The sequence below is a fragment of the Mannheimia granulomatis genome, from assembly GCF_011455695.1.
GTDB lineage: Bacteria > Pseudomonadota > Gammaproteobacteria > Enterobacterales > Pasteurellaceae > Mannheimia > Mannheimia granulomatis_A.
In genome coordinates this window covers 1,119,955-1,139,642 of sequence record NZ_CP015030.1, presented here as the reverse complement: position 1 = coordinate 1,139,642, position 19,688 = coordinate 1,119,955, and the positions used below count along the sequence as shown (strand labels likewise).

Here is a 19,688-nt window from a genome sequence, read left to right as displayed (position 1 = left end):
ACTAATTTTACTTAACTAAGTAGTGTGCGCCTAAACTCTTCTCATTCAACATTTGATTAACTACTAACTGAGCAGTTTTTAATGCGTTGTAGATTTCAATTCCTTGAAATTGTGCGTGATAAATCGGATCGAATCTTTGTTCCAATTGCGCTAATTCATTTAATAATAGGGTGAGATTTTCAACGGTACGATAAATATTTGCATATAATGTCATTTTTTCGCGAATAGTTGAAAGTACTTCACTCGAGGTAAGTGCCTGCTGTGCATTAGGCGGTGTAAGCTGATTTAATGCGTTTTCTACCTCTGCAAGCGGTAATATTTCGTGATTTTTTTGCAAATGCATTGCAAGCGAATGTTTAATTTTAGCGATTGCACGCTTGGCAAATACTAAACCACCACCCACTGAATTGCCACCCATACGATTTGCCCCTTCAATACAATGAGCAATTTCACCAATAGCAAATAAACCTTGGACATGGCTTTCACCCCATTCATCGATCTGAATCCCACCATTACAACTGTGGGCAAAAGGCTTAATTGCGATTTTATTTTTGACTAAATCAATTCCAACTTCATTTTTCAGCCAGCTTAGATAGACCGTATAAAATTCTTCTTTATCTTCATAGAGTTTAGGGCTGTATTTAAGATAAACTCCTTTTTCAGACGGATTTTCCAATAAATGCTTCATCATGACTAAATCAAATTCCACACAGTCAAAGTCAAGGCTAAATGGGGCGTAATGGCTTCTTTCAAGCATCATTTTAGCAAATTGTTCTGTGCTTAAATGTGGAAACAGATTATTGCCATGAGAGTCGGTAATTTCGTTCACATATTTTAGGGTATGTTCACCAAATAAAACTTTATATTTAGGTTCAACGAAGGCTGGAATAAATTGGATAAAGGGTAAATTGACCAATTTTGCCCCGGCTTTTTGAGCGACGGAGTGCAAAGAGCCAATGACATCAGCAGGGTAAAGATTATCTTTATACAACCCTGCAATGCCGCCAGCTGCCAAAATAATATAGCGGGTTTTGCAAAAAATATACGAAATTTGACCGCTTGTATTAAGCGAGAACACCGCACCTTCTACTTGATTATTCTCGCTGACAATATGTAACAGGGTAGCATTTTCATAAAAAGGAATTTGCTGTTCTTCTAAAATTTGTTTGGCACGAATTGCAGACTCTCGCCAATCTTTAATCAGATAAATCGGTCTTGAATATTTAGCAAAGCAAGCCGGGCGGTTGTCGTTACGTTTCCAAGGCTTGAAACCAATTCGATTTAATAATTCAATTGCTTGAGGAGAATCTTCAATATAGGCTTGCACAACATGCGGATTAATTTTGCCTTGACCGATACGCTCAATATCTTCTCGAAAATGGGCATGATCGCTTTCATCTCCGGTTACTTGAATTCCAAGGGTTGCTTTAAGCGGAAAATAGCTCGCTCCTGAGCCAATGGTCGACTTGCTGATAAGCAGTGCATTGAGACTCTTGCTTTTTGCTTCAACAGCCGCTGAAAGCCCGGCAATGCCGGAGCCTACAATGAGTAAATCGGTTTCTATAGTTTGGGTAATTTTAATCATATTCGATTTCTAAAAAAACAAGCGGTAAAATTCTGTTAAAATTTTACCGCTTGTATAATCAAAGCTCAACTTAAAGCTGAATTAGAGTAGAGAAGGCGCCGCCTCAATTAAGGTGCGAGTATACTCTTTCGTCGGATTTTCAAATACATCTACCGCATTTCCCATTTCCACAATTTGTCCACCATTCATTACCACGATTCGGTCGGAAACTTGGTGAACGGTTTGTAAGTCATGTGAAATAAATACCATCGCAAGATTTAGCTCTTTTTTCAAATCGGCTAACAGGTTAAGTACCTGCGCACGAACTGATACATCAAGGGCTGAGGTTGGTTCATCAGCTACAATCAGTTTTGGATTTAGTGCTAATGCACGAGCAATCGCTACACGTTGTTTTTGACCGCCAGATAAACGGGTTGGCTCAACTAGTGCAGCAGAGCGTGGTAAACCTACACGAGAAAGTAAGTCGTAAACGCGTTTTTCACGCTCTTGCGGCTGTAAAATATTATGAATATCCATTGGATCTTTTAAAATATCCAACACTCTCATACGAGGGTTCAGCGCTGTTGCCGGGTCTTGGAAAATCACAGATACTTGGCTGCCGAAATATTTACGTGCTTGTGCACTACCATATTTCATTTCCAAACCGTTGAATTTTACTGTGCCGGAAGTCGGCTTTTGCAAGCCGATAATCACATTCGCAAGGGTTGATTTACCACAGCCAGATTGACCTACTAAGCCAACTGTTTCACCTGCATGAATAGCAAGGCTGACATCATTAACCGCGGTGAATTTTTTCGGGTTAAATAATGTACCATCACGGGAGGCAAATTGGACAACAATATTGGATAGTTCAATAATCGGTTGTTCTTTGACGAATTTCATACTCATAGTATTGCCCTCCTCTATACTTCTTTAGCGGCGTGTTTATCTTCTAAGTGCGATGCCCAGAAGTGTTGTGGATGATCACCTGTCGGTACAAGTTTCAACCGTTGCTCAGGGTTTGCATCCGGTCTTAATGAACGGCTTGCAAAACGGTCACCTTTAGCAAAATCGAACGGTGAAGGTACACTGCCCGGAATTTGATATAAGCGTTCAGCACGAAGTTCGGTTGAAAGCACAGAGCCTAATAGGCCACGGGTATATTCGTGAGTCGGGTTCGCCAACAATGGAGTTGTTGGAGCGGTTTCAACAACTTGACCTGCATACATTACTGTAATGTGGTGTGCAATTTGTGCTACTAACGCTAAGTCGTGGCTTACGAATACCATTGCAAAACCAAGCTTTTCACGTAATTCATTTAACAGTTTAATCACTTCGGCTTGAACAGTTACGTCTAATGCTGTTGTCGGTTCATCAGCAATTAACAGTTTCGGCTCACGGGCTAATGCCATTGCAATTAACACACGTTGACGTTGACCACCGGAAAGCTCATGCGGATAACGGTTAAGCGTTTTTTCAGGATCTAATTTCACCCATTTTAATAAAGTCTCAGCAGATTGTTTACCACCACGGCTAATTAATTGTGCCATTTGGTCTTTAATACGCATTGATGGGTTTAACGCACTCAACGCATCTTGGTAAATCATTGAGATTTCATGACCACGTAGAGCATTTAAATCTGCAGATTCTAATAAGTTATGTTGTTTGCCTGAACGGTCGGTAAACAGAATCTCACCGGTAATTTTTGCCGTTTTTGGTAATAATCCCATAATAGAGAATGCTGTAATAGATTTACCACAACCTGACTCACCCACTAGACCCATTGTTTCACCTTCGTGAACAGTAAAGCTGATGTTATCTACAAGCGGGGTTTCGCCATAACGATTTGGGAAACGGATCGATAAGTTTTTTACTTGTAGAATTGGTTTTGCATTTGGGTTTAATTGCATACGGTCAGTACGCGTTGTTTCTTTCTCATTTAATTTGAGTAAGTAACGTTTTAACGCAAGTGTTTCAGACATTGCTTCTTGAACATCTGTTGCTAATGGTTTAGCCACATCTTCTTTGCTTTGGGTAGAACGTTTAAGTTTAGGATTCACTAATGCATCAGTTAAACCTTCAGCAAGAATGTTTAATGCCAATACAGTTAATAAAATCATAATACCGGCGAAGGTTGTCGCCCACCAGAAACCACTTAATACTAAGTTACGACCTTCAGATAAGATATTACCCCAAGATGGGAATGGAGGTTGTACACCAGCACCTAAGAATGAAAGTGAAGCCTCAAATACAATTGCATCGGCAACCATTACTGTTGCGAATACTAATACAGGGGCTGCGGTATTACGTACTACGTGTTTTAAAAGAATGTAAGTACGGCTACCACCGATTACACGCTCTGCACGCACATAATCTTCTTCCCATTGCGCCACTACGTTTGCACGCACAACACGAGCAAGCTGTGGTGTGTAAACTACCGCAATAGTTACGATAATTACAGGGACAGAGTTACCAAAGGTAGCAAGTAATACTGCCGCTAATGCGATACCCGGAAATGCCATTAAGATATCCATAAAGCGCATAATGACCTCGTTACCAAATTTGTCTGCGGTTGCCGCGGTTGCACCTAAGATACTACCAAAGATAATGGCAACGCCTACCGCACCTAAACCGATAAATAGAGATGTTCTTGCACCCCATACCATACGAGAGAAAATATCACGTCCTAAGCGGTCTGTACCGAATAAATATTCGCTGCTTGGAGCTTGTACAGGACGAATTGTTTGTAGCGGGTCATAAGTTGCAACCCAAGGGGCAAATACGGCAACTAATGCCACAAACACAATAAAGAATAGGGCGATTTTTGAACTTGTTGATAATGCTCTAAATCTTGCACCGCCTGAAGCAAGTCGAGCAGCTAATCCTTGGCGAAACATATTATAAACTCCGAATTTTTGGATTAATGAGCAAGTAGAGAATATCAACAATGATATTCACCAACACGAAAGTAAATGCAATGGTTAAAACCACACCTTGTACAAGGTTTAAGTCGTGGTTAACAATACCATTAAAAATCAATTTACCCATGCCCGGTAAGTCGAAGATTTGTTCAATAACCACGGCACCACCTAATAAGTATCCTACACGTAAACCTAATACGGTAACAGGAGTAATTAATGCGTTACGTAATACGTTATGGCGGATAACAGTTGGGTAAGGCACGCCATTACCGATTGCAGTACGTACATAGTCTTTATCCATTTCTTCTACCATTGTTGTACGCACAACACGAATTAATGAAGCACATACCGGCACTGCAAGAGCAAGTGATGGAAGAATCATTGAGTTTACATAGCCTTTCGGATCTTCACTAAACGGCACAAAACCGCCTGAAGGTAACCAATCTAACTTAAGAGAGAAGTATTGGATTAATAAAATACCCAACCAGAAAGAAGGTGTTGCAACCGCCGCGACAGAAATTAAACGGATGAGTTGGTCCACCCAAGTATCACGGTAAAGTGCAGCAGTTACACCTAAAGTGAAAGAGACAATAGCAGCTAAAAATACACCGATAAAAGTCAACTGTAATGTAAGTGGGAATGCTTTGGCAATCATATCCACAATAGGCTGTTCCGGTGGTGTTGTCATCCCGAAATCAAGTACGAATAGATTACCTAAAAAGCGAAGATATTGAACAATGAGAGGATCATTTAACCCGTGTTGCTCACGGTAAATTTCTTTTGCTGCTTCGCTAGCGCTTTCACCAAGTGCGACCGTTGCCGGATCACCTGGGGTAAATTGTAGAACGATAAATACAAGGGCAGTTACGCCTAAGATCATTACCGGCAGAGCCATAAGGCGACGCCATAATAATCGGAGTATAATTTCCATTTTCTTCTCCTTGAGTGTAGTTACACTCCAAAAATAATTCTAAGTTTACCTACACAATAAAATAAATCAGCATGTAGGATTATAAATGAAAATATAGACAGAGGTGATGAGAATTTTGAGTGATATAAGCAATATAGCTTAAAATTACATCTTTTAAGTTTTATGCAAGCGGTAAAATTTTAAGAGAATTTTACCGCTTGCTTTATTAGTCTTTACGATTATTTAGCCACACCAACACCAATGAATGACATACCTGTTGTTGGTAACGGTTGGAAACCGGTTAATACTTTGTCATTCCAAGCAGTTGGTAATTTACGGTGAATAATCGGATAAAGTGGAACTTGTTCAGCAATGATATTAATCGCTTTCGTCCAAGCTTCTTTAGATGCTGCAGGATTTTTCGCTGCTTCATCAAGTAGTTTTTGAACTTCTGCATATTCAGCTGTTTCAGACCAACGGAAGCGGCGTTTTGGCCATACATCACCACGATACCACCAGCTTAATAATAAGTCTAAGTCATTACCGAATACAGATGGGTCACCCGGAGCGATAACAACTTCATACGCACCTTTATCTACATGGGTGCCATATAATGCACCTGATTGTAAGTGTTTAAGTGTGACACTCACACCTTTTAATGCGTTCCAAGACTCAAGAATTAATGGCGCACACTCTTTTACCCAAGAGTGGTCTGTTGCTAATAATTCAAACTTCAACTCTTTTACACCAGCTTCTGCTAATAATGCTTCTGCTTTTGCTTTGTCAAAATCATATTGCGATGTTGCTTTTACATAATCCGGATGAGTATCTTGAACATAAGAACTTGCTGCTTTTGCATTGCCTAAGAATACCACATCGATTAATTTTTGTGTGTCTAAACCATAGTGTAATGCTTGGCGTACTTTCGGATTGTTAAACGGTGCTTTTTCACAGTTAAACATTAAGAATAATAAGCCGAATGATTGTACTGACTCTACGGTGCCTTTACGTTTTAGACGCTCTGCATCTAAGTAAGGTACAGATTCAATTGCTTGTACACGACCTGATTCTTGTGCGGTTACACGTGCTGCATCATCAGATAATAAGAACCAAGTCATTTTTTCTACTTGAGCCGGATATTGGCCATTGTAGTCTGCGAATGCTTCAAATACGATACGGTCATCTTTAGTCGCAGAAACAAATTTATATGGACCGGTACCAACCGGGCTTGCATCAAATGCAGCTTGACCTGCTTCCACTAATGCTTTTGGTACGATTTTAACGATAGTCAAACGCTCTTTGAATAACGCAAATGGATATTTCAATTTGAATTCAACGACTTTTTCATCAACTTTTTTCACTGTATCAATAAATGGAATGAACTGTGCGAAAAGTGATGCTTTTGCCGGATCTAATACTCGCTCAAATGAGTAAACTACGTCTTCTGTAGTTACCGGGTTACCATTATGGAATTTTGCTCCGTCGCGTAATGTGATACGATAAGTAACATCATCTACTTTTTCAGGTTCTGCCGCAGCTAATGCTAAATATGGCTTACGAGTGGCTGGGTGCAAGTCCACGAGGCCTTCAAAAATATGGAGGTTTGCCGCCATTGATGAGGCACCACTTGAGGTAAGAGGATCGAATCCGGTTGAGATAGGATAAGCGATCCCCGCTTCAATTGCTGAGCCGGCACTGGGTGCTGCAACCGCTTTAGAGGTAAAAGTACCTAAAGTCCCACTAAATGCCATACCGGCGCCAACACCAGCCATTAATTTCATAAACCCACGACGAGATTCGTTGTGTTCAAAATGTTTTGTCATAGTAACGCTCCTTTGAGGTCGTATCATTTTATTGAAGTGAATTTGTCAAAACTCACGATTATTTTGAATCAAATTTATCATATCATTAACTGTGAAGCGGTAAAGCGGCAATGTTTGAATTTGTGATCTAGTTCACGAAAAATCTTTACTTTCCACCTAGCCTGCTTTTCGCTATTATTTAGCACCATATAGAAATATAACGAAATATTCACAGTGACACTAATTCTACCCCCTTTAAGCCTTTATATCCATATTCCTTGGTGTGTGCAAAAATGCCCTTACTGCGATTTTAACTCTCATGCCCAAAAAGGATTGATTCCCGAACAGGAATATATTCAGCATTTGCTTGCAGATTTATCGCAAGATTTGACCGCTTACCAAGCAGCGATTGGAGATCGTAAACTACATTCTATTTTTATTGGCGGCGGCACACCAAGTCTTTTTTCTGCTGAGGGAATCAGCCACCTATTAAATGAGGTAGAAAAACGAATTGCTTTCGAACCTAATATTGAAATTACCCTAGAAGCCAACCCTGGTACTGCTGAGGCCGAACGTTTTTTAGGTTATGCTCAAGGCGGGGTGACGCGTATTTCAATGGGGATTCAAAGTTTCGAGCCGGAAAAATTACTCAAATTAGGGCGAATTCATGATGCGAACGAGGCAAAACAAGCGGTCAATTATGCACAAAATTCTGCAAAATCAGGCTTACAAAGTTTCAATATTGATTTAATGCACGGTTTGCCGAATCAATCGGTTAAGCAAGCCTTGGCGGATTTAGAAACCGGCATTTCGCTCAATCCTCCGCATTTATCGTGGTATCAGCTTACTATTGAGCCAAACACGATGTTCTACTACCGCAAGCCTACTTTACCCGATGATGATGAATTATGGGACATTTTCGAGCAAGGGCATCAACTTCTCACAGCAGCAGGTTATGAGCAGTATGAAACCTCAGCCTATGCGAAAAAAGGTTTTCAGTGCAAACATAATCTCAACTACTGGCGATTTGGCGATTATCTCGCTATTGGTTGCGGTGCGCATGGTAAAATCAGCTACCCTAATGGTGAAATTTACCGTTTTTCCAAAACTAAGCACCCCAAGGGATATATGCGGGGGGAATACCGCTACAGCCAAGATTTGGTTGAGTTAGATGATCGCCCCTTTGAGTTTTTTATGAACCGATTCCGCTTACTTGAAGCTACACCCAAGCAAGAGTTTGAATGGTTTACGGGATTAGAGCGAGAAGTCGTTCGCCCAACAATGGAGTGGGCGTTAAGCCAAAACTATATTTCTGAAACCCCAACCCATTGGCAAATTACCCAACACGGAAAACTGTTTTTAAATGAACTATTGGAAGGTTTTTTGGAATAGTTTGCAAGAAAATAGCAAAATTCAACCGCTTGTCATGAAAATGACAAGCAGTTTTTTGTGATCTCTCTCGAAAAAATCTGATTTTTTACTAGACAAAAAAACAGTATTCAGTAGGATACCTCTCACGAATAAGGAGAGTTTATGACCAGCAAACAAATCCGCAATAGCACCGCTGAATTTTTGATTTTTGCTCAACAAAATAGCGAAGAAAATATCACCGTTCGCTATGAAAATAATGAAATTTGGCTCACGCAAAAGTTGATTGCACAGCTTTTTGACTGTTCAACTGACAATGTTTCTCTACATTTGAAAAATATTTTTAATAGTGGTGAGCTTGATGTTAATTCAGTTACCGAGGATTTCTCGGTAACTGCCGCAGATGGCAAAAATTACAAAACCAAACATTACAATCTTGATGCGGTGATTTCAGTCGGTTATCGAGTGAACTCTATTCGGGCAACCCAATTTCGCCAATGGGCAACGAAAATTCTGCGGGATTTTGCTCAAAAAGGTTATGTTATTGATCGCCAAAGAATGGAAAACGGCACTTTTCTAAACGAAGACTATTTTGAACAGTTACTGGCTGAGATTCGGGAAATTCGTTTATCAGAGCGGCGTTTTTACCAAAAAATTACTGATATTTACGCCACTTCTGTTGATTACAACAAAGATGCACCAACTACTAAGCAATTTTTTGCAACAGTACAAAATAAATTACATTTTGCGATTCACCAACATACTGCCGCTGAATTGATTTATGAACGAGCAGATAGTGAAAAACCGAATATGGGGCTGACTAATTGGGCAAAATCACCCGATGGCAAGATCTTAAAAAGTGATGTGGCGGTTGCAAAAAATTATTTAACTGCGGAAGAGCTCAAAGAATTAGGACTGATTGTGAATGCCTTTTTAGATTTAGCCGAAAGACGAGCGAGACGTAAAATTCCAATGACAATGGAAGATTGGGCGAAACGATTGGATATTTTCTTGAATGCTGATGACTTGCCACTTTTGGCAAATAAAGGAAAAATCAGTCTTGAGTCAGCCAAATTACACGCTGAAAGTGAATTTGAAAAATATCGGATAGTGCAAGATAGACTGTTTGAAAGTGATTTTGACAAAGTATTAAAGGAAGCTTTACTCACTGAAAATCAGTATTGCCCGAAGTTATAAGAGAAAACGGCGATAAGGTGTAAATTTTTTGCCAAGTCTGACCGCTTGCCGTGTATAATGCAAGCGGTCTTTTTTTAGGAATTTTTTACAAATGAACAGATTACAAACAGGCGATAAAGCTCCTGAATTTACATTGCTCGATCAAAACGAAAATAGCATTTCCTTAAACCAATTTCTGGGCAAAAAAGTGTTGGTTTATTTCTACCCAAAAGCTCTCACACCCGGCTGCACCACACAAGCCTGTGGCTTGCGTGATAGCAAATCAGAGCTAGATGAACTGAATATTGTGGTGCTTGGTATTAGCCCGGATTTACCGAAAAAATTGGCTCAATTTATTGAGAAAAAAGAGCTCAATTTCACGTTGTTATCCGACCCTGATCACAAAATCGCGGAAGCCTTTGGCGTTTGGGGCGAGAAGAAATTTTTAGGTAAAACCTATGATGGTATTCACCGTATTAGCTTTTTAATCAATGAACAAGGCGTGATTGAGCAAGTATTTGATAAATTTAAAACGAGTGAGCATCACCAGATGATTGTCGATTATGTACGAGGTCAATAATGGGTAAAAAAGCAATTTTTTTAGACCGTGACGGAACGCTCAATATCGACCACGGCTATGTGCATAAAATTGATGATTTTCAATTTATCGAAGGTGTCGGCAAAACGCTCAAACAGCTGCAAGATAAAGGCTATTTGCTGGTATTGGTTACAAACCAATCGGGCATTGCACGTGGTTATTTCAGTGAAGAACAATTTATGCAATTAACCGAATGGATGGATTGGTCATTGGATGAAGACTACGGCGTGGTGCTAGACGGCATCTATTACTGCCCGCATCACCCTGAGGGCAAAGGTGAATACCGAGAAGATTGTGATTGCCGCAAGCCAAAAGCAGGCATGTTTTTGCAGGCGATCAAAGATTTAAATATCGATCCTGCACAATCTTATATGGTAGGCGATAAATTAGAAGATATGCTTGCTGCTGAAAACGCAGGCGTGAAAACAAAAGTGTTAGTACGTACCGGTAAAGCAATAACCCCAGAAGGTGAAGCCAAAGCAGATTTAGTGCTAGACAGTTTGGTAGATCTAATAAGATATATTAAGTAATTTTTATTGTGATATAAATTAATCCTCCCACAAAAGGAGGAGTAAGGAAATAAATGAACTACAACGACAAATCCCTTTCTGCCTTAAAACTAGGGCAAAAAACAGAATATAAAAGCGAATATGATCCAACTTTACTACAAGCAGTACCTCGCAAACTCAATCGTGACGGTTTAGGTATTACTGAAACTCAGCCCTTTAATCAAGGTGCTGATATTTGGACTTGCTACGAACTTTCTTGGTTGAACCCAAACGGTTTACCTCAGGTGGCGATTGCTGATGTAGCGATCGATTTTCAAAGTGAAAACTTAATTGAATCGAAAAGCTTTAAGCTCTACTTAAATAGTTTTAATCAATCAAAATTTGATTCAATAGAAGCTGTAGAAAAGACTATCCAAGCTGATCTTGCTCATTGTGCAAGCGGTCAAGTTTCAGTAAAAATTTACAAATTAGGCCACTACACTAAGCAGCCGATAGTTGATTTTGAAGGTGACTGCATTGACGAGCAGGATATTCAAATTGATAGCTATGCCTTTTCTACCGATTATTTGGAAAATGTGGCAAGTGGTGAAGCGGTAGAAGAAACATTAGTTAGCCATTTGCTGAAATCAAACTGCTTAATTACTTCTCAACCGGACTGGGGCAGCGTACAAATTTGCTACCAAGGTAAAAAATTAGATCGTGAAAAACTGTTGCGTTATCTCGTTTCTTTCCGTGAACACAATGAATTTCACGAACAATGCGTAGAACGGATTTTTTGTGACCTAATGCAATTTGCTCAGCCTGAAAAGTTGACCGTTTACGCACGCTACACCAGACGAGGAGGATTAGATATTAATCCGTTCAGATCGAATTTTGAAGAAGTACCTGAAAACTTCAGAATGGCAAGGCAATGATGAAAGATTACTATATCGGTGTAATGTCCGGCACAAGTCTTGATGGGGTTGATATTGCCTTAATCGATTTTGCAAAAAATCCACCAAAAATGACCGCTTGTGATTTCATCCCAATGCCTGAAGCGTTACGTGCGGATATTTCAACCTTACTGAAAACAGGTGAAATGAGCCTGCAAAAGTTAGGCGAGATCGATCACCGCTTGGGCTTGCTTTATGCGGAGAGTATCAACGCTTTTTTAGCGAAAAATCAGCTCAAAGCGGAAGATATTACTGCCATTGGCTGTCACGGACAAACGGTCTGGCATTCGCCAAATTCCGATTATCCATTTACTACCCAAATTGGCGATATGAATCTAGTTGTCGCTCAAACAGGCATTACCACTATTGCCGATTTTCGCCGAAAAGATATGGCGTTTGGCGGGCAAGGGGCACCACTTGTGCCGGCATTTCACCAAGCAATTTTCGGCTCTTCAAACTGTTTAACGGTAGTGCTGAACATTGGGGGCATCAGCAATATTTCGGTGCTAAACCCTCATCAACCTACTATTGGTTATGATGTGGGGGCAGGTAATACGCTGATGGATAGTTGGATAGAAAAACATCAAGGCAAAAGATATGATAAAAACGGTGAATGGGCGATGAGTGGCGAGGTGGATGAATCTCTGCTTGCGGAATTACTAAATGAGCCGTTTTTTGCTAAAGCACCGCCGAAAAGCACTGGGCGAGAGCTGTTTAATTTGAGCTGGCTTGCAAAAAAATTACAAAATTTTACCGCTTGTAAGCCCGAAGATGTGCAACGCACCTTAGCTGAATTTACCGCACAAAGCATTGCGAATGAATTAGTTAGATTAGAAAATACACTGCCTTGCTTGCTGTTAGTCTGTGGGGGCGGAGCAAGAAACCCGTTATTAATGGCACGTTTATCCGCCTTACTGCCAAGCTGGAACGTGACAACAACAAATGACTACGACTTAGATATTGATTATGTAGAAGCAGCTGCATTTGCTTGGCTTGCTTATCAACGTATACACAATTTGCCTAGCAATATGCCAAGCGTGACAGGGGCAAAACAGGCGGTTAGCTTAGGCGTGATTTATCCTGCCGAATAAATGCAAAAGAGAGTAAAAGCTAAAATGAGCGAAAAAAATTTACTGAACGCCCTAGGGCAGATGATTACCGAGCAGCGTAACCCGAATTCAATGAAAATTGATGAGCTTTCAGCATTAGAGATTTTGCAGGTTATCAATAATGAAGATAAGCAAGTGCCGCTTGCAGTGGAAAAATGTTTGCCACAAATTGCCTTGGTGGTAGAAAAAATTGTAACCGCCTTTCAGCAAGGTGGGCGATTGATTTATATCGGTGCAGGGACAAGCGGTCGCCTAGGTGTGTTAGATGCTTCAGAATGTCCGCCCACTTATGGCGTAAAACCTGAAATGGTGGTGGGGTTAATTGCCGGTGGTGAGAGAGCTTTACGCTTCCCGATTGAAGGGGCGGAAGATAACCGCGAGCAAGGTAAAGCCGATTTACAAGCGGTCAATTTTTGTGAAAAAGATGTATTAGTCGGTATTGCAGCAAGTGGTAGAACCCCTTATGTACTTGGGGCTATAGAGTATGCTAATAGCCTTGGGGCGACTACCGTTTCGGTTGCCAGCAACCCGAATTCGGCTATGGCACAAATGGCTGATATTGCAATCGATACTGTTGTAGGGGCAGAAGTGCTGACAGGTTCCAGCCGAATGAAATCGGGTACGGCACAAAAGCTGGTGCTGAATATGCTTACTACTGCGTCTATGATTTTAATTGGCAAATGCTACCAAAATTTAATGGTGGATGTGCAAGCCACCAATGAAAAATTAAAGGCTCGAGCTATCCGTATTGTTATGCAAGCGACTGAATGCGAACAAGAAGTGGCTGAAAGTACGCTAAAATTGGCAGAAAATAACGCTAAATTAGCAATTATGATGATTTTAGGTAATTTAGATAAGCAAGAAGCCGAAAGGTTATTAGCACAAAATCAAGGAAGGTTGCAAAAAGCACTTGCTGTTTGATTGTAAGGACGCACCATATGCGTCCCAATTTTATTTGCAAAAAATAATCTAATTTTGACCGCTTGCGGATGCACTCGGCACATCTCTACAAATGAGCTTATTAAGCAAATAAATGTCGATATTTTATTAACTCTTCTTTAGTTAAACTAAACACCCCTAATCCACCATGTTCAAATTCAAGCCAATTAAACGGCACAGTTGGAAATTGTTCGATTAAATGCACCATACTGTTACCTACTTCACACACAAGCAGACCGTTATCGTTTAGATAATCAGCCGCTTCGGCAAGAATTCGTTTGGTTATATCCAAACCATCTGCCCCGGAACCCAATGCTAATTCCGGCTCATGGTGGAATTCTTGAGGCATATCGCCTAAATCTTCAGCATCCACATAAGGAGGGTTGGTAACAATTAGATCGTATTTATCTTGCGGAATATCGTTAAATAAATCAGAGCTAATTGGGAATACTCGATGTGAAACTTGGTGACGTTCAATATTGATTTGAGCAACATCTAAGGCATCAAGGGATAAATCTACTGCATCAACCTCTGCCTCAGGAAACCGCTCTGCACAGGCAATCGCAATACAGCCGCTGCCGGTACACATATCTAAAATACGGTGCGGTTCATTTTTAATAATGCCTTTAAAGCCTTTTTTAATCAGTTCACCAATTGGTGAGCGTGGCACAATCACACGCTCATCCACATAATATTCAGCACCACAGAACCAGGCAGAATTGGTTAAATAAGCAACCGGTTTGCGAGATCCTAAACGTTCAAATACTAAGTTAATTATGCGTTCTTTTTCTACTTGGGTTAAGCGAGAGGAGTAGAGTGCTTCAGGCACATCAATAGGCAAATGAACAGCAGCAAGCACAAGCTGTTGAGCTTCATCCCAAGCGTTATCGTAACCGTGTCCATAATAGAGATCGGAAGCATTAAAATAGCTATAGATCCAGCGCATCATATCTTGAATAGTAGCTAAATCATCAGCTACCGGTAGAGAAGAAATTTCATCAAGAAGTTCAGTATTGTATTTAAACATTTTTGTTGCCTTATCTTTGGTTAGATTTTGGGATTTGTGAAATTGCTGTTTTATACCATATTTCGCTTTATGTTAGAATGTAAAAGTGAATGAAAAGGACAAGATTATGACTAATAAAATGCTAGATGATGAATTTGCTTTATTTAGAGAAGCAGCAAAAGGCACAAAAAAAATCAAACAAGATACCTTTGTGCCGAAAAGCGAGCCTCGCAAAAAATTAAATGAGTTAAGAGAGCTGAAAGAAAAAGCCGATACTGAATTTTATTTTTCTGATGAATACGAACCACTGTTAAAAGAGGAAAATGAGAAAGTCAAATATCTGCGTGAAGATATAGATCCTTATATCCTTAAACAGCTTCGTCGAGGCGATTTCCAACCGGAACTGTTTTTAGATTTACACGGTTTGAGCCGAGAAAAAGCGAAGAAAGAATTGGCTGCTTTGATTTTAGCCTGTGAGCGAGAGAAAGTTTATTGTGCTAGCATTATGACCGGCTTTGGTACACGTACGCTAAAAGATCAAATTCCTCGTTGGTTAGTGCAGCATCCAAAAATTATTGCCTTACACCAAGCCCCGAAAGAGTGGGGCGGAGATGCTGCCATTCTTATTTTGATAGAGCAGCCAGAAAATCCGGAAAAAATGTTTGGACGGTAATTTTGCGAGAAAAAGTGTAAAATTTTCATAAAAAATGACCGCTTGGAGTTATTTTTATTATATTTAGAAAGGATAAATGATGTCAGAAAAAACGTTTCAAACCCTATCTGCATTATTAGATTCACATCAAGCTCGCTACCGAGTGGTTGAGCATTCTTCTGCCGGTAAGTCGGAAGAAGTGGCAAAAATTCGAGGAACAGAACTCGGGCAAGGTGCAAAAGCGTTAGTTTGTAAAGTGAAAGGTAATGGTGTGAAACAAGCCGTACTTGCTATATTACCAGCAGATTACCAAGCAGATTTAAGCAAAGTGGCTGAACATCTTGGCGGGCTTAGAGCCTCACTGGCAAGCCCGGCAGAAGTAACAGAATTGACAGACTGTGTATTTGGCGCTATTCCACCTTTTAGTTTTCATACAGACTTAATGTTAGTTGCGGATCCTAGCTTGTTGGAACGTTATGATGAGCTTGCATTTAATGCCGGCACTTTGGAACGTTCGATTATCTTGAGTACCGAAGACTATAAAAGCATTGTTAATCCCACATTAGTGAAATTTGCGAAATCTTAAATGAATCCCTCATACCTACTTGTATGAGGTTTTTTATGGTGCTAAAAATTCTACAATTTTGCCAATCGCTACATCCATTAATTTCGGGTTAGAAAAAGCGTGATCTGCGCCTTCAACAGGCAGTAATTCGATCACATTATTTTCTGCAAATTGCTGTGAAACACTTAACGGCACCATTTCATCTTCCGTGCCGTGCAAAATAAGAATGTTATCTGCCACATCCAGATAATCATTTTGGAAAATATCGCCTGCTTCCAACTCATCAAAAAATGCTTTGCTGATTTTCATTTGGCGATCAAATCCCCACAAAATTTCCTTACCTTTTGCCAGCTTTTGACGCTCCTCTTCACTCATTCTGTTCATCAATGAATAGTAAATTTGTACTGCAGGAGAGCGTAACACGATTTTACGAAACGGATTGCTGTTCTCAGCGATATATTTTAACGTTAAATAGCCACCGAAACTGGTGCCGTAGGCATAGATATTTTGGACATTGAGGGTATTGTGTACGTAATCGATCACAAGTTGCAGATAAGCCTGACACTCCGTCACCGATAATTTTTTCCGGGCATCCGCTCCGTGGCATGGGAAATCAAAGGCAATTGCCGCATAACCTTTATATTTTGAAGTTAAACGCTCACCGAATTTAGTGTTTGATTTTAACTCTTTTGATGAGCCGAAACCGTGTAGAATAACCACTACATTATCAATGGCATTCAAGTCTTTTTCATAAAATAATTTACAACGAACACTAAACCCTTGTTCGTTAATATCGAATAATTTTTCCATTTTTATGCCCGTGCAATAAAATTCTTCTCTTTCACTAAATTTACTAAAGAGGGGAGTCAAGATTCCGAATAATTGAGGTAAAAAATTTCCGATATTCTAGCATTTTTTAAGTACAAGCGGTCGGATCAGCGGGGTTATTTGTAAATTTTCCACAAAATTTTACCGCTTGCTACTAGCCAAGTTTTAGGCATGTTTATAGAATACTCACTCCATTTTCAAAAGGAGAAATGAAATGTTACAACTTGTTTTCGCTATTTTATGTAGCGTAACTGTCGGTGTGTTGATTAAATTTGCCCGTCAAAGAGGGATTAGGATTGACCAAAGTATTGCGGTAAATTATATCATCACAACAACCCTTACTTTTTTACTACTCAAGCCCGATTTTCAAGGACAATCAATTACAGATATTATGGCGAATAACCCCTCTGCCTATATTTTTGTGATTTTAAGTATTACTTTGCCGACTATTTTCTTGGTGCAAGCAAAAGCTTTAGAATTTGCGGGTATTATCCGTACTGATGCGGCACAACGTTTATCATTATTCTTACCGATTTTGGCTGCTTTTACCATTTTTGGCGAACAAGTTACCCACAATAAATTAATTGCGTTACTATTAGCCTTTATTGCCTTAGGCTGCTTATTATGGAAGGGTAATCAAGGCATGGAAAAAGGCGGTAAAATTGCGATTATCAGCCTTGCTCTGGTTTGGGTTGGCTATGGTGTGAACGATATTTTATTTAAACAAATAGCAAAATCAGGATCAGCGTTTCCGGTTACATTAGCGATTGCCTTTATCGGGGCCGGCTGCTTTATGTTTATCTATTTACTGCTAAAACGCACCCAATGGCATATTCCAAGTGTATTAACCGGGTTACTTTTAGGTGTATTGAATTTCGGTAATATTTTATTCTACATTCAAGCTCACCAAGCGATGAAAGACGATCCAACTCTGGTCTTTACCGGCATGAATCTCGGTGTTATCTGTTTAGGGACTTTTGTTGGTGCATTTTTCTTTAAAGAGAAAATCCACCGTGTGAATTACCTCGGGGTAGCGATTGCGATTATTGCCATTATCTGTCTATTCTATTGGCGTTAATTTAACCGGCATTTGTCTTTGGCAAATGCCTTTATTTTATATCTCTTCTCAACATCAGCTCCCCTTTATATAAAAATAGTGTAGAATTCGGAAAAAATCTTACCGCTTGTAACCTTTATCGGGACGATATTCAATCAAGGATAAAATAATGAAACTGAAAGCCTTACCCATCGCCATTTTGGCGGCTACTTTTGCTACTCAAACTGTTGCGCAAACACCGACCGAAAAGCCATCTTTTTATAACCAAATCGAATCAGGTTATGATTTAGTGTTTAACGATCAAAACTATCGCTTGGTTGAGTCTGAAGTTAAAGGTGAGAAAATTCAGTTCCGTGCCTTTGAGCATATTGTATATGTGGCTAAACCGCTTGAGCCGGAATATCAAACCATTAACTTTTATGTTCCGGAGGCCTATTTTAACAATGGTGAAATTAATGGCTATAAGTTTGATACAGCCCCGATTTTCTTACCCAATTCTATAGGCGGTTATATGCCGGCAAAAGCGGCAACTTATGAACAGAAAGGGCGTAATGATGAGGAGAGTGCGATTTTGTTTGCGCTGTCTAAGGGGTATGTAGTTGCTAGTGTAGGGACAAGAGGGCGTACATTGCAGAAAGAGGGGAAATTCATTGGTAAAGCACCGGCTGTAATTGTGGATTTAAAATCAGCGGTACGTTATTTGCACGCCAATGATGAGCAAATGCCGGGTGATGCCAATAAAATTATTTCAAACGGCACCAGTGCCGGTGGAGCCGTGTCGGCTTTATTAGGGGCTTCAGCGGATCATTTCGATTATGAGCCTTATTTCCAAGAAATCGGGGCGTTAAAGGCAAGCGATAAAATTTTTGCTGTATCTGCGTATTGCCCGATTACCAATCTTGAAAATGCGGATATTGCCTATGAGTGGCAATTTAACGGCGTAAATGAGTACAGCCGGATTGATATGAGCAAGTTGAATTCAGTGCAATACAATGATCGTTCAAAACCACTGCCGAAAATAGAAGGTACGTTGAATGAAGAGGAGATTAAATTCTCCAATGAATTGGCAGCACGTTTCCCAACTTATTTAAACAGCTTGCATTTAACCGATGAAAAGGGTAATTCGCTTACTTTGGATTCACAGGGGAAAGGCACGTTTAAGGATTATTTAGCGGATGTAATGAAGAAATCTGCAAATCAGGCTTATGCGCAATTAGCAGAAAACAGTGAAGCACAGAAAGCCTTTCAGGAAATCAATTGGTTATCTTTTGAAAAAGGAAAAATCACTGATTTGGATTGGTTCGGCTATATTTTTTCGGCAAAACGTATGAAATCCCCTACTGCATTTGATGCGTTAAATGCCGGTTCAGCGGAAAATAATTTATTTGGTTCGGCAACGGAAAATAACCGCCATTTCACCTTATTTGGGCAGGAAAACGGGACGAATAAAGAGGCGAATATTGCCGAACCACAAATTGTAAAGCTCATGAACCCAATGTACTATCTGGATAATCCAAATGCAGCAGAGCATTGGCGCATTCGTGTTGGAATGGAAGACAGGGATACTTCCCACGCCATTTCTGCCATTTTAGCAATTAAATTACAAATGGCAGGTAAAAATGTGAGTTATGAAACTCCGTGGGGCATAGGGCATAAAGGTGATTATGATTTAGACGAGCTGTTCCAATGGGCAGATGGAATTATCAAAGGCAAAAAAGAGTAGGTTAAAATAAGGCAGATAACACGAGATCT

Annotated in this window: 18 protein-coding genes; 11 read left to right on the top strand and 7 right to left on the bottom strand. The window is 40.0% G+C overall.

Annotated elements, in window-relative coordinates; genetic code table 11:
* Positions 1-7 precede the first annotated feature (7 nt).
* The 5 genes from A4G16_RS05480 to A4G16_RS05460 form a co-directional block, all read right to left on the bottom strand.
* Complete coding sequence (locus A4G16_RS05480) at positions 8-1,585, bottom strand: FAD-binding protein (protein WP_165889037.1); 1,578 nt, start codon at positions 1,583-1,585, stop codon at positions 8-10.
* An 81-nt stretch (positions 1,586-1,666) separates the two neighbouring features.
* Entirely contained in the window at positions 1,667-2,473 is an 807-nt protein-coding gene (locus A4G16_RS05475) for an ABC transporter ATP-binding protein (RefSeq protein WP_027074376.1), read from the bottom strand.
* Between the two features lie 14 nt (positions 2,474-2,487).
* The gene (locus A4G16_RS05470; protein ID WP_165889036.1) at positions 2,488-4,461 is read right to left on the bottom strand and encodes a dipeptide/oligopeptide/nickel ABC transporter permease/ATP-binding protein; all 1,974 of its coding nucleotides are present in this window, start codon (positions 4,459-4,461) and stop codon (positions 2,488-2,490) included.
* Between the two features lies 1 nt (position 4,462).
* On the bottom strand, positions 4,463-5,416 hold the full coding sequence (locus A4G16_RS05465; protein WP_027074378.1) for an ABC transporter permease: 954 nt from the start codon (positions 5,414-5,416) through the stop codon (positions 4,463-4,465).
* A 218-nt stretch (positions 5,417-5,634) separates the two neighbouring features.
* Positions 5,635-7,218 (bottom strand): ABC transporter substrate-binding protein, encoded by a 1,584-nt coding sequence (locus A4G16_RS05460; protein WP_165889035.1) that lies wholly within the window; start codon positions 7,216-7,218, stop codon positions 5,635-5,637.
* A 213-nt stretch (positions 7,219-7,431) separates the two neighbouring features.
* On the opposite strand from A4G16_RS05460, the gene hemW reads away from it, so the two are divergent.
* The 7 genes from hemW to murQ all read left to right on the top strand — a co-directional run bounded on the left by hemW (position 7,432) and on the right by murQ (position 13,810).
* Positions 7,432-8,589 (top strand): radical SAM family heme chaperone HemW, encoded by a 1,158-nt coding sequence (gene hemW, locus A4G16_RS05455; protein ID WP_165889034.1) that lies wholly within the window; start codon positions 7,432-7,434, stop codon positions 8,587-8,589.
* A 141-nt stretch (positions 8,590-8,730) separates the two neighbouring features.
* Complete coding sequence (locus tag A4G16_RS05450) at positions 8,731-9,762, top strand: virulence RhuM family protein (RefSeq protein ID WP_165889033.1); 1,032 nt, start codon at positions 8,731-8,733, stop codon at positions 9,760-9,762.
* A 91-nt stretch (positions 9,763-9,853) separates the two neighbouring features.
* Positions 9,854-10,321, top strand: a complete 468-nt coding sequence (gene bcp, locus A4G16_RS05445; protein WP_165889032.1) for a thioredoxin-dependent thiol peroxidase — start codon at positions 9,854-9,856, stop codon at positions 10,319-10,321.
* On the top strand, positions 10,321-10,869 hold the full coding sequence (gene gmhB / locus A4G16_RS05440; protein ID WP_165889031.1) for a D-glycero-beta-D-manno-heptose 1,7-bisphosphate 7-phosphatase: 549 nt from the start codon (positions 10,321-10,323) through the stop codon (positions 10,867-10,869). The genes bcp and gmhB overlap by 1 nt, the downstream gene beginning before the upstream one ends.
* A 53-nt stretch (positions 10,870-10,922) precedes the next feature.
* The gene (gene queF / locus A4G16_RS05435) at positions 10,923-11,762 is read left to right on the top strand and encodes an NADPH-dependent 7-cyano-7-deazaguanine reductase QueF (protein WP_165889030.1); all 840 of its coding nucleotides are present in this window, start codon (positions 10,923-10,925) and stop codon (positions 11,760-11,762) included.
* A complete protein-coding gene (locus A4G16_RS05430; protein WP_165889029.1) occupies positions 11,759-12,871 on the top strand; it encodes an anhydro-N-acetylmuramic acid kinase in 1,113 nt (370 codons plus the stop codon). Before queF ends, A4G16_RS05430 begins: the two co-directional genes overlap by 4 nt.
* 24 nt (positions 12,872-12,895) lie before the next feature.
* Positions 12,896-13,810 carry an N-acetylmuramic acid 6-phosphate etherase gene (gene murQ, locus A4G16_RS05425; protein ID WP_165889028.1) on the top strand — a complete coding sequence of 305 codons (915 nt, stop codon included), beginning with the start codon at positions 12,896-12,898 and terminating at the stop codon, positions 13,808-13,810.
* Between the two features lie 100 nt (positions 13,811-13,910).
* On the opposite strand, the gene prmB is transcribed toward murQ, so the two are convergent.
* On the bottom strand, positions 13,911-14,855 hold the full coding sequence (gene prmB, locus A4G16_RS05420) for a 50S ribosomal protein L3 N(5)-glutamine methyltransferase (protein ID WP_165889027.1): 945 nt from the start codon (positions 14,853-14,855) through the stop codon (positions 13,911-13,913).
* Positions 14,856-14,973: 118 nt separating this feature from the next.
* Here prmB and smrB point away from each other — a divergent pair, with 118 nt between their 5' ends.
* Positions 14,974-15,507, top strand: coding sequence for an endonuclease SmrB (gene smrB / locus A4G16_RS05415; protein ID WP_165889907.1), 534 nt, complete (start codon positions 14,974-14,976; stop codon positions 15,505-15,507).
* A 79-nt stretch (positions 15,508-15,586) separates the two neighbouring features.
* Positions 15,587-16,072 (top strand): YbaK/prolyl-tRNA synthetase associated domain-containing protein, encoded by a 486-nt coding sequence (locus tag A4G16_RS05410; protein WP_165889906.1) that lies wholly within the window; start codon positions 15,587-15,589, stop codon positions 16,070-16,072.
* Between the two features lie 33 nt (positions 16,073-16,105).
* Here A4G16_RS05410 and A4G16_RS05405 read toward each other — a convergent pair whose 3' ends face one another.
* Positions 16,106-16,861: an alpha/beta hydrolase gene (locus A4G16_RS05405; RefSeq protein ID WP_165889026.1), complete on the bottom strand. Its 756-nt coding sequence runs from the start codon at positions 16,859-16,861 to the stop codon at positions 16,106-16,108.
* Positions 16,862-17,093: 232 nt separating this feature from the next.
* Here A4G16_RS05405 and A4G16_RS05400 point away from each other — a divergent pair, with 232 nt between their 5' ends.
* Positions 17,094-17,957 carry an EamA/RhaT family transporter gene (locus A4G16_RS05400; RefSeq protein ID WP_165889025.1) on the top strand — a complete coding sequence of 288 codons (864 nt, stop codon included), beginning with the start codon at positions 17,094-17,096 and terminating at the stop codon, positions 17,955-17,957.
* A 148-nt stretch (positions 17,958-18,105) separates the two neighbouring features.
* Positions 18,106-19,659 (top strand): subtype B tannase, encoded by a 1,554-nt coding sequence (locus A4G16_RS05395; RefSeq protein WP_165889024.1) that lies wholly within the window; start codon positions 18,106-18,108, stop codon positions 19,657-19,659.
* Positions 19,660-19,688: the final 29 nt, after the last annotated feature.